General features: G+C 64.2%; 16 protein-coding genes and 1 tRNA gene. 8 read left to right on the top strand and 9 right to left on the bottom strand.

Annotated features, from left to right (window positions below; genetic code table 11):
* Nucleotides 1-8 precede the first annotated feature (8 nt).
* The gene (locus tag AB0H49_RS11580) at nt 9-224 is read left to right on the top strand and encodes a hypothetical protein (protein ID WP_357250174.1); all 216 of its coding nucleotides are present in this window, start codon (nt 9-11) and stop codon (nt 222-224) included.
* Between the two features lie 671 nt (nt 225-895).
* Nucleotides 896-1,540 (top strand): hypothetical protein, encoded by a 645-nt coding sequence (locus AB0H49_RS11575; protein WP_357250172.1) that lies wholly within the window; start codon nt 896-898, stop codon nt 1,538-1,540.
* Nucleotides 1,541-2,274: 734 nt separating this feature from the next.
* On the opposite strand, the gene AB0H49_RS11570 is transcribed toward AB0H49_RS11575, so the two are convergent.
* The 6 genes from AB0H49_RS11570 to AB0H49_RS11545 form a co-directional block, all read right to left on the bottom strand.
* Nucleotides 2,275-3,486: a hypothetical protein gene (locus tag AB0H49_RS11570; RefSeq protein ID WP_357250169.1), complete on the bottom strand. Its 1,212-nt coding sequence runs from the start codon at nt 3,484-3,486 to the stop codon at nt 2,275-2,277.
* Between the two features lie 74 nt (nt 3,487-3,560).
* The gene (locus AB0H49_RS11565) at nt 3,561-4,076 is read right to left on the bottom strand and encodes a hypothetical protein (RefSeq protein WP_357250166.1); all 516 of its coding nucleotides are present in this window, start codon (nt 4,074-4,076) and stop codon (nt 3,561-3,563) included.
* 75 nt (nt 4,077-4,151) lie between these two features.
* The gene (locus AB0H49_RS11560; RefSeq protein ID WP_357250164.1) at nt 4,152-4,460 is read right to left on the bottom strand and encodes a hypothetical protein; all 309 of its coding nucleotides are present in this window, start codon (nt 4,458-4,460) and stop codon (nt 4,152-4,154) included.
* 6 nt (nt 4,461-4,466) lie between these two features.
* Nucleotides 4,467-4,832, bottom strand: a complete 366-nt coding sequence (locus AB0H49_RS11555; RefSeq protein ID WP_357250161.1) for a hypothetical protein — start codon at nt 4,830-4,832, stop codon at nt 4,467-4,469.
* Nucleotides 4,833-4,838: 6 nt separating this feature from the next.
* A complete protein-coding gene (locus AB0H49_RS11550) occupies nt 4,839-5,069 on the bottom strand; it encodes a hypothetical protein (protein ID WP_357250158.1) in 231 nt (76 codons plus the stop codon).
* Nucleotides 5,066-5,524: a DNA-directed RNA polymerase subunit beta gene (locus AB0H49_RS11545; protein ID WP_357250155.1), complete on the bottom strand. Its 459-nt coding sequence runs from the start codon at nt 5,522-5,524 to the stop codon at nt 5,066-5,068. Before AB0H49_RS11545 ends, AB0H49_RS11550 begins: the two co-directional genes overlap by 4 nt.
* 285 nt (nt 5,525-5,809) lie before the next feature.
* On the opposite strand from AB0H49_RS11545, the gene AB0H49_RS11540 reads away from it, so the two are divergent.
* The 6 genes from AB0H49_RS11540 (at nt 5,810) to AB0H49_RS11515 (ending at nt 13,627) form a co-directional block, all read left to right on the top strand.
* On the top strand, nt 5,810-7,015 hold the full coding sequence (locus tag AB0H49_RS11540; protein WP_357250152.1) for a helix-turn-helix domain-containing protein: 1,206 nt from the start codon (nt 5,810-5,812) through the stop codon (nt 7,013-7,015).
* 969 nt (nt 7,016-7,984) lie between these two features.
* Nucleotides 7,985-8,440 (top strand): hypothetical protein, encoded by a 456-nt coding sequence (locus tag AB0H49_RS11535; RefSeq protein ID WP_357250150.1) that lies wholly within the window; start codon nt 7,985-7,987, stop codon nt 8,438-8,440.
* A 127-nt stretch (nt 8,441-8,567) separates the two neighbouring features.
* Nucleotides 8,568-10,016, top strand: a complete 1,449-nt coding sequence (locus AB0H49_RS11530; RefSeq protein ID WP_357250148.1) for a cell division protein FtsK — start codon at nt 8,568-8,570, stop codon at nt 10,014-10,016.
* 297 nt (nt 10,017-10,313) lie between these two features.
* Nucleotides 10,314-12,071 (top strand): replication initiator, encoded by a 1,758-nt coding sequence (locus AB0H49_RS11525; protein WP_357250145.1) that lies wholly within the window; start codon nt 10,314-10,316, stop codon nt 12,069-12,071.
* Nucleotides 12,061-12,276, top strand: coding sequence for a hypothetical protein (locus tag AB0H49_RS11520; protein WP_357250142.1), 216 nt, complete (start codon nt 12,061-12,063; stop codon nt 12,274-12,276). The genes AB0H49_RS11525 and AB0H49_RS11520 overlap by 11 nt, the downstream gene beginning before the upstream one ends.
* A gap of 70 nt (nt 12,277-12,346) precedes the next feature.
* Nucleotides 12,347-13,627: a tyrosine-type recombinase/integrase gene (locus AB0H49_RS11515; RefSeq protein WP_357250139.1), complete on the top strand. Its 1,281-nt coding sequence runs from the start codon at nt 12,347-12,349 to the stop codon at nt 13,625-13,627.
* 77 nt (nt 13,628-13,704) lie between these two features.
* On the opposite strand, the gene AB0H49_RS11510 is transcribed toward AB0H49_RS11515, so the two are convergent.
* From AB0H49_RS11510 to AB0H49_RS11500, 3 genes are all read right to left on the bottom strand, one after another.
* Nucleotides 13,705-13,777 (bottom strand) — tRNA-Ala (locus AB0H49_RS11510).
* 80 nt (nt 13,778-13,857) lie between these two features.
* A complete protein-coding gene (gene glpR, locus AB0H49_RS11505; protein ID WP_357250136.1) occupies nt 13,858-15,036 on the bottom strand; it encodes a gephyrin-like molybdotransferase receptor GlpR in 1,179 nt (392 codons plus the stop codon).
* Between the two features lie 366 nt (nt 15,037-15,402).
* Nucleotides 15,403-16,053, bottom strand: a complete 651-nt coding sequence (locus tag AB0H49_RS11500) for a GNAT family protein (RefSeq protein ID WP_355002099.1) — start codon at nt 16,051-16,053, stop codon at nt 15,403-15,405.
* Nucleotides 16,054-16,064: the final 11 nt, after the last annotated feature.

Below are 16,064 nucleotides of genomic sequence, written 5' to 3'. Positions count from 1 at the left end.
AATCGCAGATGGCCAAGAACATCGAGGCCAAGGGCCGCACCGGTGGCGCGCGCGATCTCACCATCGATGAGTTGCGGTTCGTCCTCACCGCTGTACGAACCTCGCAGGTGCCGTGCCCGCGCAAGCTGTCCAAGGCCGAGCACAACCGGGGCACACCGGTCAAGGCGTACACCCCGCCCACGGTCGCCGACTACTGCGACAGCGCCGACCTGGTGATCCGCTGATGTCCTCAGCCACGCCGACCCGGCGATGACACAACGGCACTACATGGCACGGGGAGGAACACCCTGCGGCGGGGAGGCGTACCCGAGGCGGCGAACAAGAACGTGTCTCTCGTCCAGCGAGCAAGGGCGAACCAACCCGAGCAGGCACACCTGGGAGGGGGTCCGGGGGGCGAAGCCCCGCCGGGTGGGGTGTGGGGGCTCCGCCCCCACAAAACACGCGGAACCAACCAAAAAGGCGAGCGCTCTCCGCGAGCACTCGCCTCCGTTGGTGGAGCTAAGGGGAATCGAACCCCTGACCTTCTCGATACCGAGCGGCATGGCTACTACGAACTACTTAGGACTGTCAACAGACGTACGGAAATGGGCAATGACCTGCTGAAACGACAACAATTGACTACTTGCCACGATCGCATATGCGTTCGAGTTCGAACGGCGGCGTGACAATTTGTTGTGACTTAGTTGGAAGGTCGCGCAGGGCTAGCTCGGCGTGTCACCCGAGGGACACGCCGGAGATCAAGTGATGTAGCAAATGTTTGGCAACATTATCGGATCGCCGCAGCGCGCTCAGGGACACTAGGTAGGCATCACTAGATGTTGTGGCTTCCTATTGTGTCAGACCCTAGGTGTAGGGTTTCGGAACCGGCTGTGTGGAGCGTTCAAGGAGGAACCTCATGCATCGCTACAACCTGCACCGACCGACCAACGCCGTGTGTCTGTGCTGCAAGATCGAGAAAACATTCACCTTCAAGTCGACTAGCGATCTGGTGATCTGCTCCGGCTGCCAACGACACCTCGGGGACACCCTGAGCAAGTCGAAGCTTCGGGATTCCGACCACCTCGAAATGTGGGCAGCGGAGATGAACCTGACGAACGCTGACCACAGCGACCAGGTTGCGCAGTTCAGGAAGCAGGTGGAGTTGCTTCGAAAGCAGGTAGCCGAGAAGAACAAGCTCCTGGAAGATGTCCGCTGGTCTTACAAAAATGAGCGCGGACAAGAGGCTGAGTCCGTCCGCCGGTGGCTTGACGCTCAAGAGGTCACGGAGGCGCATGACCAGCGTGACGCGGCCTACCGATCAAGGGACCGAGCGATGGCGCACTTACTCGCCCTCGATGAGCTACACCACGCGGTCGACGGCGAGCACACAAAATGCTCCTGCGGCAAGCGAACCAGCGTCTGCAAGGAATGGGATGCGCTCGCGACAATCACAAGTTCGCTGTACAGCTGGGAGCGAAAGCAGAAGGAACGGCGAGATGCCGGGCTCCCGCACGGTCTGCCAGACGAGCGCTTTCCTTCGCGGTTCCGATCCGCGGGATAGAGCCTGAGGCACATCCGATTCAAGGGTGGCAAGCCCCGGAGGGGCGCGGCAGGACCCTGCGTCTCGAGACCGTAATTGCTGCGGAGAGTACCGGTTTCCGCGCGGTTGCGCTGCGAGGTGAGTGTGATGGTTCGGTTCCCCTCCTGGGTCTGGGCCAGGGTGCGCCGTCCGGAGCGGAGCGGAGGGCGGGGCGACCCTGGGCGGCGCGCGTAGCGCGCCGCTCTTGACTCTGTAGAGAGAAATTCGGCAAGTTCTGATCTGTTGGGTTACCGGTTATCTTCGCCTTCTTTTTCCTACTGATTCCCGGGGGTTCCCAACTTCTCTCACTCTCTCCCAACAGAGCCTTCAAGACTGCGGCACAATAGATTCCGCGAATCAGATCACTGGTTGCCATGCCTGTCGCGACGCGCCGGAACGGCCCAGCCCTGGACCCCGGGAAACCAGTGAGGTGGTGGCCGAATCCGGCGCGGTCAGCCGTCGCTCAGTCGCTTGGCCTAGAGGTCAGGTGGTGCCGGGGTTGCGGCCATGTATGCGTTCGTGGCGTGCGCGTTCGTCGCGTTCGCGGGCTTCGCGTTCGTTGCGTTCGCGTCGATTGCGGTCGGCGGGTGTGGTGGTGGTGCGGTAGCGGTCGGGCGTTGGTTGGGGGCCGCTGAGGTTGAGCACGTGGGTGACTTCCGGTGTCAGTCCGAGTGGTGCGGCGGTCGGCGCTCCGCCCGTTGTCTAGCCAGGCCCTGCTATGCGCTTCCCTCTGGTTCCCGTCCCAGCCCTCGTTGGCGTTGGCGTTCCTGTTCGCGCTGTCGTTCTTTGGCGATGTCGTAGTGCAACCGCGCCTGACTCACCTCGTGCCCCGGCGCAGGCCGTGGCGTCTCGCCCGGCTGCGGCCTCCCCAGCTCCAGGATCTGCGCCACCTCGCGCGGCAGCGGGCTACGTTCGACACGATCGCGGACCTGCTCACGTTGACGCTCGATCTCTTCGCGCCGCTGCTGGGCTTTCGCGGCGTCTTGTGCAGCAGCACCAATCGCGTCGATGTCGCGGATCATGGTCTGCCGCTGGTCCTCTCGGCTCTGTTTGAGGCTGGGCTCTATCGCGTGTATGTGCGCCGCGGGTATCCCTGCCTTCTCCAGCATTGTGCGGGCTTGGGCGTCCTCCATCGCCCGGACGGCGTCGAGCTGCTTGGCGATGCTCTCGTGCGACTTCTTCAGGTCCAGCGCGGAGATAGACCGCCCTTGCTCCCTCGCTTCAGCGAGCCGTCGAGTCTGCGCGTCGACGTCGCGTGACAACTTCGTCTGCGCCTCCCGGAGCTGCGTTGCGCGTTCGCGCTCTTTCCGTTGCCGCGCGTCCTCGCTTCGTCGCGAGCGGTCCCGCTTCTGTTCCTCTGTGCGGACGAGGGAGACCGCGGGCGATTCGCGTTTCTTGACCAAGGACACAGCGGGCGCTTGCCGCTGTCGTTCCTTCTGCTCTCGCGCTTTCTCACGAACACCGGGCAATTCGATCTGCTGACCCGGTTCTCTTTGCAGCCCCAGCGCCCAGATTGCATGCGCATCTTCCCTGGAAATGACTTGATGCGTGAACTCGTCCTTGAAGTCGCGCTTCAGCCCATCGATGAGTTCCTGCACGTCTTTCGCGATGTACTCGCCTTCGACGGTTCGTAGGAGGTGATGGTGGATCTCACCTCTTTCGATGAGTGCACGCACCACTTCCAGTTGCTTCTTGTCTTTGTCTCCCTCCATTCTGCCGGATTTCTCCTCAATGGATGAGACTTCCCCTCGGTCATCCGAAAGCTTGTCGAAAGTTATCTTACCAACACCTTCGACTACATACTTTCTCGACTGTTGAACGTAGCCGTGTTCGCGGTCGCGGAAGTATTGGTAAGAACCATTCTCGAATATTCTTCCACGCGCATTCGATTTGAAATCTTTGCGGTCTTTATCGTATCCATCCGGCAACGCTGAACCACACCCCCCCGATAGGTGGAACGTAGTGGTTAACCTCTATCGACGGCGAACCGTCGTATCAATCGCTACTCCTCGCTGCGCTTCTCCTCGTGCTCACTCGCATACACACGCAACGCTGCCGCGAAATAGGAGAACATTCCAGAATATTCGCCGGGATGATAGTTGATCATGTCTTTCACCAACTTCCACAGGACGATTTCATCTTCGTCGTAGGTGTCGCATTCCACTGCGGGGTTCACGTCCTCATAGAAGGAGTTTTGACGTCCAAACCAATCGCAGTCGATCCAACGTCCGCCTGTAAACTTGACGAAGCATTCGCCTGCGAAGCAAACGAAAGCGTCGGTCATGTCCGCGTTTTCGGGTGCCATCGCGGTCTCCATGTCTGGGAACAGCTCGGCGACGATAGGGTCCAGGCGCTTCACCTCCGGCGAGTCCTCCGGCCACGGCTCGGACGGAATGCGGCGTATGCCTGCGTGGTCCATGAACTTCTGCATCTGGACCTTCCGGCGATCAGGGTCGACCCATTTGCCCCACGCGGTCTGCTCAACCTCGAACCCGAGGTCCAACTGATCCTTGCCCATGCTGTTCCTCCTCCGCCGATCTGTATTCGGTTGCCGCTCATGGTCGCAGACCCGGCTGACAGCGGCAGCGAGCCTCTATTGCGTGTTGTTGCCTAGTGGGGGAATGGCGCGGGTGGGCGTCACCAGGGCACAGGCCAAGGCGACCGCATTTTGGATGCTGGTGCTGGGAAAGTGCTCCACGCTGGGGGCGACGACGACGGTCGCGTCGTGCTGGTGTGCGGTCCACACGATCAACGTGGTCGGCATGTAGGTGTCGGCGTCGATGGTCACCGTGCGAGTCAGCCGGTATCCGCGCGCGTGGCTCAGGTCGATGATCACTCGCTCGTCTCGCAACCAGGAGTGGCTGACGCTGCGGTTGAGCAGGCCGATTGCATTGATGGGCAAGCGATATCACGTCCTCGATTCAGGGGCCTCTGGCGGCCGGGCTGCTGGCGGGTTGGTGTTGAGCCGCTGATAGGTGGCGTTGCCCTCGTCGGTCAGTTCATAGACCGGCTCCGGGCGTTCGGCGCCTGTTGGTTGGCGGATCTCGGTGCGGGCGTGGCCCTTGGTGACAAGCCATTGCAGAGTCAAGGTGATCGGGCCGATGTGGTGCCCGCCCGCCAGTTCCCGCGCCGAGCACGCCCGCCCCGCTTGGGCCAAAGCCGTCAGCGCGGCGGCTTGGGCGCGGCTGAAGGCGTCCAGGTTCTCTTTCAGATGTAATGTGTTCCTGCGCATTTCGTGTTCGCGATGATTCTGTTGGCTGGTGTGGTTGGTCACGGGGTGTTACCTCTCGAGGTACAGGCGCTCGTTTGGAAGGCGCGGGAACTCGCGCTTGTCCAAGTCGACGGTCACCGCGTCGACGTAGTGGCGGGCCTGGTGCTCCTGAACGAAGATCAACGCGGCGGTCAGGCAGGCAACGAAATCCATGCGCTGCCCGTGCAGGAACACACTCAGGTGCACATCGGCTTCGGTGGGCGAGGGCGACCCGTCCATGCTCGGCGCGGGGGTGCTCACAGCGCGGGCTGTCGGGTCGGGGCCAGGCAGGCGTGCACCGCATACAGCACCGCACGTCCAGAGGGGCGGAACACCGAGTGCGCGGCGGTAATCCACCCGCGATACTCCGCGCCCTGATCGGCCGGGGACGGCAGGGCCACGTGATCGCCGTTACCCAAGATCGTGATTCGGCGAGCGCGGAACAACGCCGCTTCGGCAGCGATCATCGTGGCCGGAATATCCGAGCGCACCAGGAAGATCCAGGTGTGCGAGCGAGGATGGGTCACAATCGGCCCACCGCCGTGTTTGTTGCGTTCGAGGTGGACCTTGACCAACTGCCCAAGGTCCGAGGGCATCGCGACCGCCCACACCATGCCCGCGGTGAAACCGATCCGGCCTGTGTCCGGTTGCAGCACGGCGGGCAGGTGACACACGCTGCGGTAGTAGCCCACCCGCGAACGAGGGGTGTCTGCCACCGGAGGAGTATTCGACGACTGCTGCCCAGTCTTCGGGTCACCCGAACCCATCTCATTCGCCAAACTCATCGGTGAAACCCCTCCCTGCTAAGCCAACACGTGGGAAAGCACCCGCCGCCGGGGAACGATGAGGGGCACCGCATCAACTCGGCGGCGGGGCTGACCACAAGCTTTCTCGGCACCGGGAAGATTCGGAACGACTACGCTGTTTTCCAGATCACACGAGCGACACTGAAAACAGGGGGCGTAGGCCGGGTGAGCTCGACGGTGGCACGATTGCCAGGGATGGATCCTCAGCGCACTGGACGGACACTGAAGCAGCTGCGGCTGCGGCAGCGGCTCAGCCTGCGCGAACTCGCCGCACTTCTGTACTGCGACTACTCCTGGTTGTGCAATATCGAGGCTGGACGACGCTGGCCCCGAGATAGAGGCTGGGCCGAACGGACCGACCTAGCTTTGAACGGTGGCGGTGTATTGGTCGCGGCATGGGACGCAGACCAACGCGAGTACGCGCGTGCGGCAGATACGATGCGGATGCTCGATCGGGCGCGCCGGGACTCGCAGGCTCTGTTAGTCGCCCCAGATGGCGCTGCGCTAGACGAGATCAACGATCAGATCGTGCACGTCGCCAAAGGGGCACGATTCGAGCCGTACGAGGAGACTCTGTCGTATGCGCTGGATCTACGGTCTGAGCTGACACGTCGGATCAGAGCGGGTGCGTGCCGTCCGGAGGAAATCCGCGATCTCTACGTTGGCCTGGGTCGGGTATGCGGCGTATTGGCCTATCTGACATTGGATCTGGGCCAGGCCGACACGGCGCGAGTCCACGCTGAGGCCGCGTTCACACTTGGAGATCGCGCCGACCATGATCAGCTCAGAGCTTGGGCACGGGGCACCCAAGCGCTGGCGTTCCGATTCACAAAGGACTTCGAACTGGCTCGGGACGCCGCGACCGATGGACTGCGCTACGTCGGCCGATCGACCGGGACCGCCGAACCCCGCTTGCTGTGCGGCCTGGCGGCCTCGGTTGCGAATCTGGGTGATTCGGGCAGCGCTCTCGAACTGCTTGGTCAAGCCGACCGGGCGCGTGATGCGTGTGGCCCGGATGAAGTACCGGGGCTGTTCAGCTTCAGCCCAGCGAAGCAGATCTACTATCACGGGTTTTCGTTGATGTGGGCCGACGAACCGAAGATTCTGAGGAAGTCGGTGCAGGCTTCGAACGATGCCATCGCGGCATGGCAGGTGCAACGCTCGCCGGGCGATGAGATGCTGAGCCAGATCTATCTCGCATCGGCAAGTGCGCGGCTGGGTGACCTGGACGGAAGCATCTCCGCCGTGTCACCGGTCTTGGAGACACCGATCTCCGCACACTTCTCCTGGGTCAGAAAGCGTTTGAAGCAACTGGAAGCGCTACTTGCCCAGCACTTTCCCGACTCCCGGGTAGCTGCCGAGACCAGGGAAACGCTCAAGGCATACGTGCACTCGGCCTGACCCTGGTCTACTGCTGGGGCCTCGATGATGGATACGAGACAGAAAGCCCTCGTTTTTGCGAAATGAGGGCTTTCTTTGGCATCTGTCAACCCTGACACGGCTTCACTAATCGGCCACCTCTGTCCATTTTCCGCTATACCGAAAAATCGGTACATTCCACCCAAATTGGGTGGCCTTTATCCCTTGACCTTGGGGTATTCGCCGGGATGATTGGGGTAGGGAGAGGTTCAGGACTCGACGGGCAAAGAGTACAGAAAGGATGTGTACGTCGTGTCAGTCTCCCTTGCGTTTGCTCGGGTCGGTCGAGGGGGCCGTGTGGCGATCCCGGCCCGTGCTGGCGTAGGAGCTTCCGTATCGCTGAGTGAGTCGCGGTACGTCACGGGTTCGCTGCGAACTCCCAGATGGGGCCTACCGCATAACGGGTCCGACCCGTCCCCTTCCACACCTGGCGTGTGGATCGGCCTGGCGGATTGTCCGATAAATCGGACCATTGGGTTGCGGCACGAGAGACCGATTGATGTCAAGATGGATAGGGAAGATTGGAGGCAAGTTATCGAATGATTCACTTCGGCTGAGAGCTGACAAGTTTTCGCGGCTGTCCCCCCGCGCCAACGAGGGGACAGCCTGAACGAAACCAACTCCGATGGGCATATGGGTTCACGGCCCGCCCGTTTGGAGTCCCTCTTTCATTCGTGTGCAGAAACGAGGTCTCTGCCATGTCCAGAGTAGTCCATGCACTCAATTGGGGTGACTTCTCGGAGCGTGAAATTTATCCGGTCCGGTTGCGCCTGGCGGGTGTCGGGGCGTGTGCGGTGCGAGCAGGGCCGGGCGGGGTTGGGGGGCGTGATCCACCGGTTCGCGCCGGTAGTGCCCTGCGGATGCGGCGCGGGTGCCGTACCCGAACTCCCCCGCCTTGGTGCGGGATTCATCCAACAACCGACACATCACAACCCTTTGGAGGTGGCCGAGGTGGCCAACGACATCACACCCGACACTCGCAAGAACCTTCGATTCGCCGTGGAGTTCGCGGACTTCTTCCCGGATGGGCTGTATCAGATGGGGCCTGTGAGCCCTGATCTGGTGTACACGGGTGATCCGAACAGGCCCGGTCCGCAGAAGCGCGACGAGCTGACCGGGGCTCTGGTGTGGAAAGCCACCGTGAGCGATCCGGCCGTGCGCAAGGCACGGCGTGCGAGCTATGAGGTTCTGCTGCTGTCGGAGACCGAACCGGCACCCACCACTGCGGAGATCGGCCCGAACCTGCGGCCAATCGAACTGGTGGGCGTCACCGTCCAACCGCGCATCGCTGGCCAGGGCGAATACAAGTACCTGGACTACACGGTGCGCGCGACGGGCTACGCGACCCCGCCGGGTGGCGGTAACCGGTCAGCGAGCGGAGCGGGCGCGGGCAAGACCCCGGCCTGACCCTGACTCGCGGTCGGAGAATTCGGCGGGTCGGCTCGGGCACAACGGGTCGACCCGCCCCCGCACGTCCGTCATATCGAACTGTGCGGCAACAACATTCGCAACAAGATAGTTGGAGTTGATAGACGTGGTTCGTTCCGCGGAGTACGAAAAGCCGCCGACCCGTCCGCCCACGATCCTCGATGATCTGGGGCAAGGGCTGATGCTGCTGCTGGAAGCGATGGTGTTGGGGTTGGCCCACCTGTTGTGGTGGGCGCTGCTGTTCCCGATGATCTCGCTACCGATCGCAGCCGCAGGCGCGGGCTGGTGGTTCCTGGGCTGGCCGATCGGCGCGACTATGGCGGGGTGCTCGGTTGCGGCCTGGGCGATGTGGTGGGCCTGGTGGCCCGGTTCGTGGCGGCGCTGGGTGTGGGGGCGGATGCGCACGCGGTACTTGTCGTGGAAGCGCTACAAGCGGCGCTGGAAGACACTGACCGCGATCCACGGGCTGACCAAGATCCTCGACAACGGCGTACAGACACCGGTCCTGGTCAAGGTCGATAACGGTGACACCGCTGATGAGCTGTTGGTCAAGTTGGTCGGTGGTCAGACGGTGCAGCACTGGGCCAAGCAATCCGACGCGCTGCGCCACGCGTTCGGCGCGGTCGGAGTGCGGGTCCGCCACACGGAATCGGGATTCGTGCGGCTACAGGTGATCCACACCGACCGGCTTACCGAACCGATCCCACTGCCTCGGGTAGAGGCGAAAACCGTTGACCTGGAAGCGCTCACCATCGGCATGACCGAGCTCGGGGAACCCTGGAAGATACGTTTGCTCGGTAACCAACTGCTCGTCGCGGGAAAGATGGGCTCGGGTAAGGGGTCGGTGATCTGGTCGCTGATCGCGGCCCTGGGTCCAGCGATCCGGGACGGGCGGGTGGTGCTGTGGGTCATCGACCCCAAGGGGGGAATGGAGATGGGCGCGGCCCGAGAGTGGTTCGCGCGCTTCGCCTACGACAACGGCCCGCAGGCGCTCGAGCTGTTGCGGGATGCGGCGGCGTTGGTGCAGCAGCGGGGGCAGATCTACATGACCAGGGCCGAACGCAAGATCACTCCGACTGTGGCCGAACCGCTGGTTGTGGTGATCATTGATGAGGCCGCGAGCCTGACCGCGTACTACTCGGATCGCAAGATCAGAGACGAGATTCTGCGGCACATGGGTACCGTGCTCACCCAATCACGCGCGGTGGCGGTGCCGATGGTCGGCAGTCTCCAGGACCCGTCGAAGGACGTGCTCGAACTTCGGCAGCTCTACCCCTATCGGGTGGGCTTGCGCATGAGTGAGCCGACACAGCCGAACATGCTGTTCGGACCGAGTGGGCGCGATCGGGGGGCACTGTGCGATGAGATCCCCGAATCGACACCGGGTGTGGCCTACGTCGAACACGAAACCTCGGTGGAGATCACCAGGGTTCGCGCCTACTGGGTCACCGATGAAGACATCGACTGGATCATGCGCACCTACCCGCCCCTGCCTCGTCACCCTGACGGCACACCAAAACTCGACACCGACACCGACACCGACACCGACAACTGATAGCCCCGCGACCTGGGGAAACGATCACTTCCAAGAACGCACGATAGCCTGGTATAGCCGCGCCAGGTGACCAACAACATCCTTTGCGAGCGGCGAATATGCAGCGCGGATAGCGCATTCACAGTCTTCTGATTCCTGCGCGGGTAGCGCTCGTGACCGTCGTACCGGCGGCGGCACACCCCTTTGAAACCTGCTCCGGTAGTTCGCATTTCACGTTTCACGCGGCACCGGACCGACCGCGCTCGTTCGGCGTTGTCGGCCTGGTGCCGCGTGTGGGACTACGAGACAGGTGATCTCATGACAACCACTGTCTTCGACGACGCGCCACGAGTGACCGATGAGGATGGGAAACCAGCCGGGCGCGGTCCGTCGTTTCTGGACATCGCGATAGCAGCGGCCGACCGGCACGGGGTGTGTGTGCGGCCGATCGTGCTCGAACAAACCGACACCGTGACCGGACGCGTGGCCTACGTTCCGGTGCCCTGCGGGGCCACGCGGGAATCCCAGTGCGGCCCATGCGCGCGTAAGGCCAAAGCGCTTCGGCAAGCTCAATGCCGGGAAGGCTGGCACCTGAGCGAAGAACCGACCAAGCCGCGGGCACGGCCCACCTTCGACCAAGAGGGATTGATCGGCTATCGCGCTGATCTGCTCGCCCTGCTGGGCCAAGCACGCCAACAGCAGCACGCCGCCGACATCGCCGAGCTGGAGGCCGAAATAATCTGGGCCGACAAGCAACTGACCGCGCTCGGGATGCGGGGAACCCCGCCGGCATCGGCCAGCGAAGAATCCGCCGGCCGGGATAGTGAAGAGAGTTCGGCAACCGAGAAACGGCGTCGCTCGACACGTCGGCGCCAAGACGCACCGGACCTGCCCCGCAATCCGGTCTCCGATCGCACCATCGGACGCGAGTTCGGCGGTCACTACTCCTCGATGTTCGTCACCCTCACCATGCCCAGCTACGGCAAGGTCCACAGCGACGGCAGCGCCCGCAACCCAGAACACTACGACTACCAGCGTGCGGCATGGGATGCGATCACCTGCGCCCGGTTGTTCTCCCGCTGGATACAGAACCTACGCCGCGTGGTCGGCTGGAACGTCCAGTACTTCGCCGTGGTCGAACCCCAGAAACGCGGCGCACCGCACATCCACATGGCATTGCGCGGGGCCATCTCCCGCGCGGTGATCCGCCAAGTCAACGAAGCCACCTACCACCAAGTGTGGTGGCCGCAACTGGGCGAGATGCGCTATCCCGGTGCCGTCGTGCCGGTGTGGGACCCGCGCCGCGAGACCTTCATCGACCCCGGCAGCAAAGCGGGACTGACCGACTGGGACGACGCCTTAGACACCATCGGCCTCACCGACGAACCCGCGCACAAAGCAGCGTTCGGGCCGCGCATCGACATCCAAGGCATCGCCGCAGGCACCAAAGCCGCCAGCGAGGCAATCGGGTACCTGTGCAAGTACCTCACCAAATCGGTCACCGAGGTTCTACACGCCCGCACCGCACGCCAGCACGACCACTACGACCGACTACACGCCGCACTGTGCCGCACCCCATGTAGTCCGCGGTGCGCTATCTGGCTGCTCTACGGCATCATCCCCAAGGGCGCCACCGCCAAAACCGTGCCAGGAATCTGCAAGGCACGCGCACATCGGCGCGAAACCCTCGCCCTGCCAGGTAACCGGGTGCTGACCTCGGAGCAGTGGACCGGCAAGACGCTCGGCGACCACAAGGCCGACCGGATGGAGTTCGTCCGAAATCGCCTGGCCGCCGTCGGCATCGAGAAGCCTGCCACCGATCCGCGCCGCTACACCTGGGCCACCATCGCCCCCGGCACCCGAACACCATCACGCGCGAAACTGCTTATGACCGCCATCGCCGAACGCATCACCTGGCGAGCCGAATACGACCGAGCCCTGCTCGCTGCCGCCGATCCACCACGACCGGACGAGGACGGGTGTTCGGCAACACCGACTTGTGCCACACCCACAGTGCAGCAAATATTCAGCAACGACAATGGTGTTGACCGGACAGGAGCCCCCGATGTCTGCTGAGCACGAACACACCGTGCCGATTCGCCGGTGGGCAACCACCAAAGATGCTGCCGCACACATCTGCGTGAACCCGGAAGTGCTCCGGCGCTGGAACCGCAATCGTGACAAGTACCCGTGGCTACCGAGACCCAAGCGGGTCGGAAAGGATTTCCGTTGGGATCTGAACGCGCTGGACGCGGCCCTGGAGGCCCGCGAGGAACCGTGACGCACCCAGCAAAGGGACGGCAGTGAAACGAGGCAGACCCGCCCGTCCCATCGGTGTCCCCGGTGCCCCGATGTTGACCGAATTGTCCCCTGGACGTTGGGAGGCAAGGATTTTGGTTCGCGATGCCTCCGGCAAGAGGCGAGACCTTAAACGTGTCTCGCCTGTCAAGCTCGACGCACGCGGCCGAAAGATCCCCGACCGCAATGGTTCACGCGCGCTGGATGCGGTCATGGCGGCGGCCACGAGCATCCGTGTGGACCTGGGCGGGGAGCTGTCGGAGTCCACGAGCGTTCGGCAACTGTGGGCGCTGTATCGGGCACATCTGGTCGAACAGGGCCGTGCGGGTAACACGCTGGATCGCTACGACGTGGTCGCGGAGTTGTTCAACACCGCGTTCGGTGAGCGGCGGCTTCTCGAGGTCACCACCTCAGCGGTGGAGGCGTTCCTCAAACAGGTAGGCGAAGCCAAGGGGCCGTCCTCGATGCGCACGGCCCGAAACGTGCTGTCGGGGATGTTCCGTTACGCCGTGCGCAAAGATGCACTGACCGTGAACCCAGTCCGGGAATCGCAGATGGCCAAGAACATCGAGGCCAAGGGCCGCACCGGTGGCGCCCGCGATCTCACCATCGATGAGTTGCGGTTCATCCTCACCGCTGTACGAACCTCGCAGGTGCCTTGCCCGCGCAAGCTGTCCAGGGCCGAGCGCAACCGGGGCACACCGGTTAAGGCGTACACCCCGCCAACGGTCGCCGACTACTGCGACAGCGCCGACCTGGCCGACCTGGTGACTCTGCTCGCGGCAACCGGGCTGCGGCGCAGTCAGATACTCGGCCTGTTGTGGGCGGATATCGACCTCGAGGCACGCACCCTGCGCACCACTGGCAAGGTCGTCCGCGTGAAAGGTGGCGGCTTGGTCCGCCTGGAGGTGGAGGACGACCCGAAGAACCGGCGCAACACCATCGCCTTACCCGACTTCGCCGTTCAGATGTTGAAGCGGCGTCGAGCGGCACTCGCGGCCCGGAAACTCGCGTCACCTCCCGACTCGGACGCACCAATGCTCGATCTGGTGTTCCCCTCGGCGGTGTGGACGCTGCGCGATCCGCAGAATGTCGGCCACGAATGGCAGCGCGTTCGTGACGCCCTCGGCATGGCCGACGACATCACTGCACACAGCTTCCGTCATGCGGTGGCGACGATCCTCGATGACGCCGGACTGTCGGCGCGAGTCACCGCTGATGTCCTCGGCCACGCCGACCCAGCGATGACACAACGGCACTACATGGCACGCGGGCGAACCCACCATGCCGCCGCCGAAGCACTCGAACGCGCGGTCACCGGGGCAGGGACATAGTTGGGACTTAGTTGGAAGATGCGAAAGGGCGGGTTCCCGAGTCTGACTCGAAAACCCGCCCTTACCTGCGAGAACTGTGGAGCTAAGGGGAATCGAACCCCTGACCTTCTCGATGCGAACGAGACGCGCTACCAACTGCGCTATAGCCCCGTGCGGTTCCCGGGGGAACCGCGCTGTGCCACTGTAGCAGGCGATGCGGCGAGATACCGAATCGCCTGCCTGAGCTGCGGTTATTCGCCTACTGCCCGGCGCATGTCGCCGCTGGTGCGGCCGCGGAGGGCGCGGGCGGTGGCGGGGTCGAAGGTGTCGAGGTGTTCGAACATCGGGTCTTCGTCGACGGCGTCGAGGAGGGCGGAGCGGCGGCGCAGGGCGCGGGCGGTCTCGCGGTCCATGCCGCGGCGGGTCTCGGTGTCGTCGTCGTGCTGATCCTCGTGGTCGTCGCGGTCCCGGGTGAGGCGGGACGCGCGGCGGCGGCGGATCTCCTCTTCCATGCGGACCTGCCTGCGCAGGTACGCAAGGTAGGTGCCGAGGACGACGGTGGACAGTCCGCAGGCCCACCACAGCAGCGGGCTGACGACGATCGCCAGCGCGCCGCAGAGGATGCCGGTCAGCAGCAGGCCGAGGACGGCGCGCTGCCGGAAGGTGTAGCGGGCGGCGCGGGCCATCGCGTCGGCTTCCGGGTCGAAGCCACCGCGGCCGCGCCGGGTCGGGACGAATTCCGGTTCGTCCGAGTCGGTGTGGTATTCGGGGTCCGAGGCGCGCGCGGGTGCGGCGGAACGGGCGGGCGGGATACGTGCCGTGGTGGGTTCGTAATACGCCGCGGCCTCTTCGTCGTCATCGGCCACGTCGTCATCATCGGACGCGGCGTCCGCGTCCGCAGGCGTTCGGGCCGTCTCGGTGTCGTTCTCGTCCGAATCGAGATCCGAGTCGAGAGCCGACTCGGAATCCGGCTCGAGATCCGACTCGGAATCCGCCGCACGGTCGGCCTCGCTCGTCACGGCGTCCTCGTCCGTGTCGCCCGAATCCGCTTCGGCGGGTTCGTCTTCGGCGTTGTCGGAGCGGACGGCGGACGCGGGGCCCGCCTCGAGCGCCGGGAGGTCGTCCCGCGCTTCGTTGTCCTCGTCGACCTCGGTGACTTGCTCGTCGGCCGGTGCGCTCATCCGGTCCTCCGCATCATCGCTGTGGAAACGCTTTCTCTGCACTCGGGTCGGCCGATAGTCCGGGTCGCTGTCGTGCCCGGCCGCCGGCCCCTTCTTCATGCGCCGCTTGGAGCCGCCGCGGTGCAACACGCGGGTCGCCAGTGCCGCGTCGGTGGTCTGCCGGATCCTGGGGTGCCGGTCGGCCAAGATCGGGAACAGGACGAAGACCCAGAGCACGACGAGCCCGATCCAGAGAATCGAGTTCGGCATCAGGTCAACACCTCCGTCCCCACCTGTTCGTCCGTTCGGCCCGCGCCCGGATGGCGTACCGCGTCGTGCGTTCGCTACCGCTCACGCGCTCGGACGCGGCCCTCGGTCCGAAGACGCCTCTCAGGCTCCCTGCCGGTACCGCAAGACGCGGTACCGACGTCCGTAGGTTAATTCGGCGCACCACGCGAATACGGCAGGCGCGCCGTGCACATCCGCCACATCTGTCACAAACACTGCCCTCCGTCCGCGTGCCTCGCGGGAGTTGACGTGTCACGCCGGTATCGTCCTGCTGATCCCGTATCGATTGCCCGGCCGAAGGCCGTCCTGAGACCCGTGCATGGCCGCGGCGAAGGCGAATCGAGGATCTCAGGGCAGGATGACCCGCCCGTCTCGCACCAGCCGATCCATCACGGTTCCGCTGATTTCCTCGACCGTCAGACCGACGAGCAGATGGTCACGCCAGGCGCCGTCCACATCGAGGTAGCGGCGAAGCAAGCCCTCCTCCCGGAAGCCCACATTGCGCAGAACCGCCTGGCTGGCAAGGTTTTCCGGACGCACGGTCGCCTCGACGCGGTGCAGGCCGACCGGCCCGAAGCAGTGGTCGAGTCCGAGCGCGAGCGCGGCGGTGGCCACGCCCTGCCCGCTCAGGTCCTTGGCCACCCAGTAACCGATCCACGCCGAGCGCAGCGCCCCGCGCACGATGTTGCCGACGGTCAACTGGCCGCTGAAAGCGCCGTCCACCTCGATGACGAGCGGGATCATCGCACCACGTCTGGCCTCGGCCTTCAGGCTCGACCACAGCGAGGGCCAGTTCGACGCGTGATTGCGTGCCTCCCACGCGCCCCGTCCGGTCGGCTCCCACGGCTCCAGATGCTCGCGGTCGCGTAGCCGGATGCGGCTCCATGCCGTGGCGTCGCGCAACCGCACGGGCCGCAGCGTGACCTGTCCCGCGGCGACGCGCACCGGACCGAGACGCGCGGGCCACCCCGGATGCTGGGTCACCCGGAAGACGTTCATCGACTCCACGC

It is taken from the genome of Nocardia sp. NPDC050713, assembly GCF_040654315.1.
Taxonomy (GTDB): Bacteria; Actinomycetota; Actinomycetes; order Mycobacteriales; family Mycobacteriaceae; genus Nocardia.
This window is presented reverse-complemented; position numbering and strand designations above follow the sequence as displayed.

Excerpts from the sequence above, each read along its gene's own strand:
- AB0H49_RS11565 (WP_357250166.1), bottom strand. The coding sequence starts at position 4,076 with ATGGGCAAGGATCAGTTGGACCTCGGGTTCGAGGTTGAGCAGACCGCG.
- AB0H49_RS11575 (WP_357250172.1), top strand. The coding sequence starts at position 896 with ATGCATCGCTACAACCTGCACCGACCGACCAACGCCGTGTGTCTGTGC.
- AB0H49_RS11540 (WP_357250152.1), top strand. The coding sequence starts at position 5,810 with ATGGATCCTCAGCGCACTGGACGGACACTGAAGCAGCTGCGGCTGCGG.
- AB0H49_RS11500 (WP_355002099.1), bottom strand. The coding sequence starts at position 16,053 with ATGAACGTCTTCCGGGTGACCCAGCATCCGGGGTGGCCCGCGCGTCTC.
- AB0H49_RS11580 (WP_357250174.1), top strand. The coding sequence starts at position 9 with ATGGCCAAGAACATCGAGGCCAAGGGCCGCACCGGTGGCGCGCGCGAT.
- AB0H49_RS11525 (WP_357250145.1), top strand. The coding sequence starts at position 10,314 with ATGACAACCACTGTCTTCGACGACGCGCCACGAGTGACCGATGAGGAT.
- AB0H49_RS11520 (WP_357250142.1), top strand. The coding sequence starts at position 12,061 with ATGTCTGCTGAGCACGAACACACCGTGCCGATTCGCCGGTGGGCAACC.
- AB0H49_RS11515 (WP_357250139.1), top strand. The coding sequence starts at position 12,347 with ATGTTGACCGAATTGTCCCCTGGACGTTGGGAGGCAAGGATTTTGGTT.
- glpR (WP_357250136.1), bottom strand. The coding sequence starts at position 15,036 with ATGCCGAACTCGATTCTCTGGATCGGGCTCGTCGTGCTCTGGGTCTTC.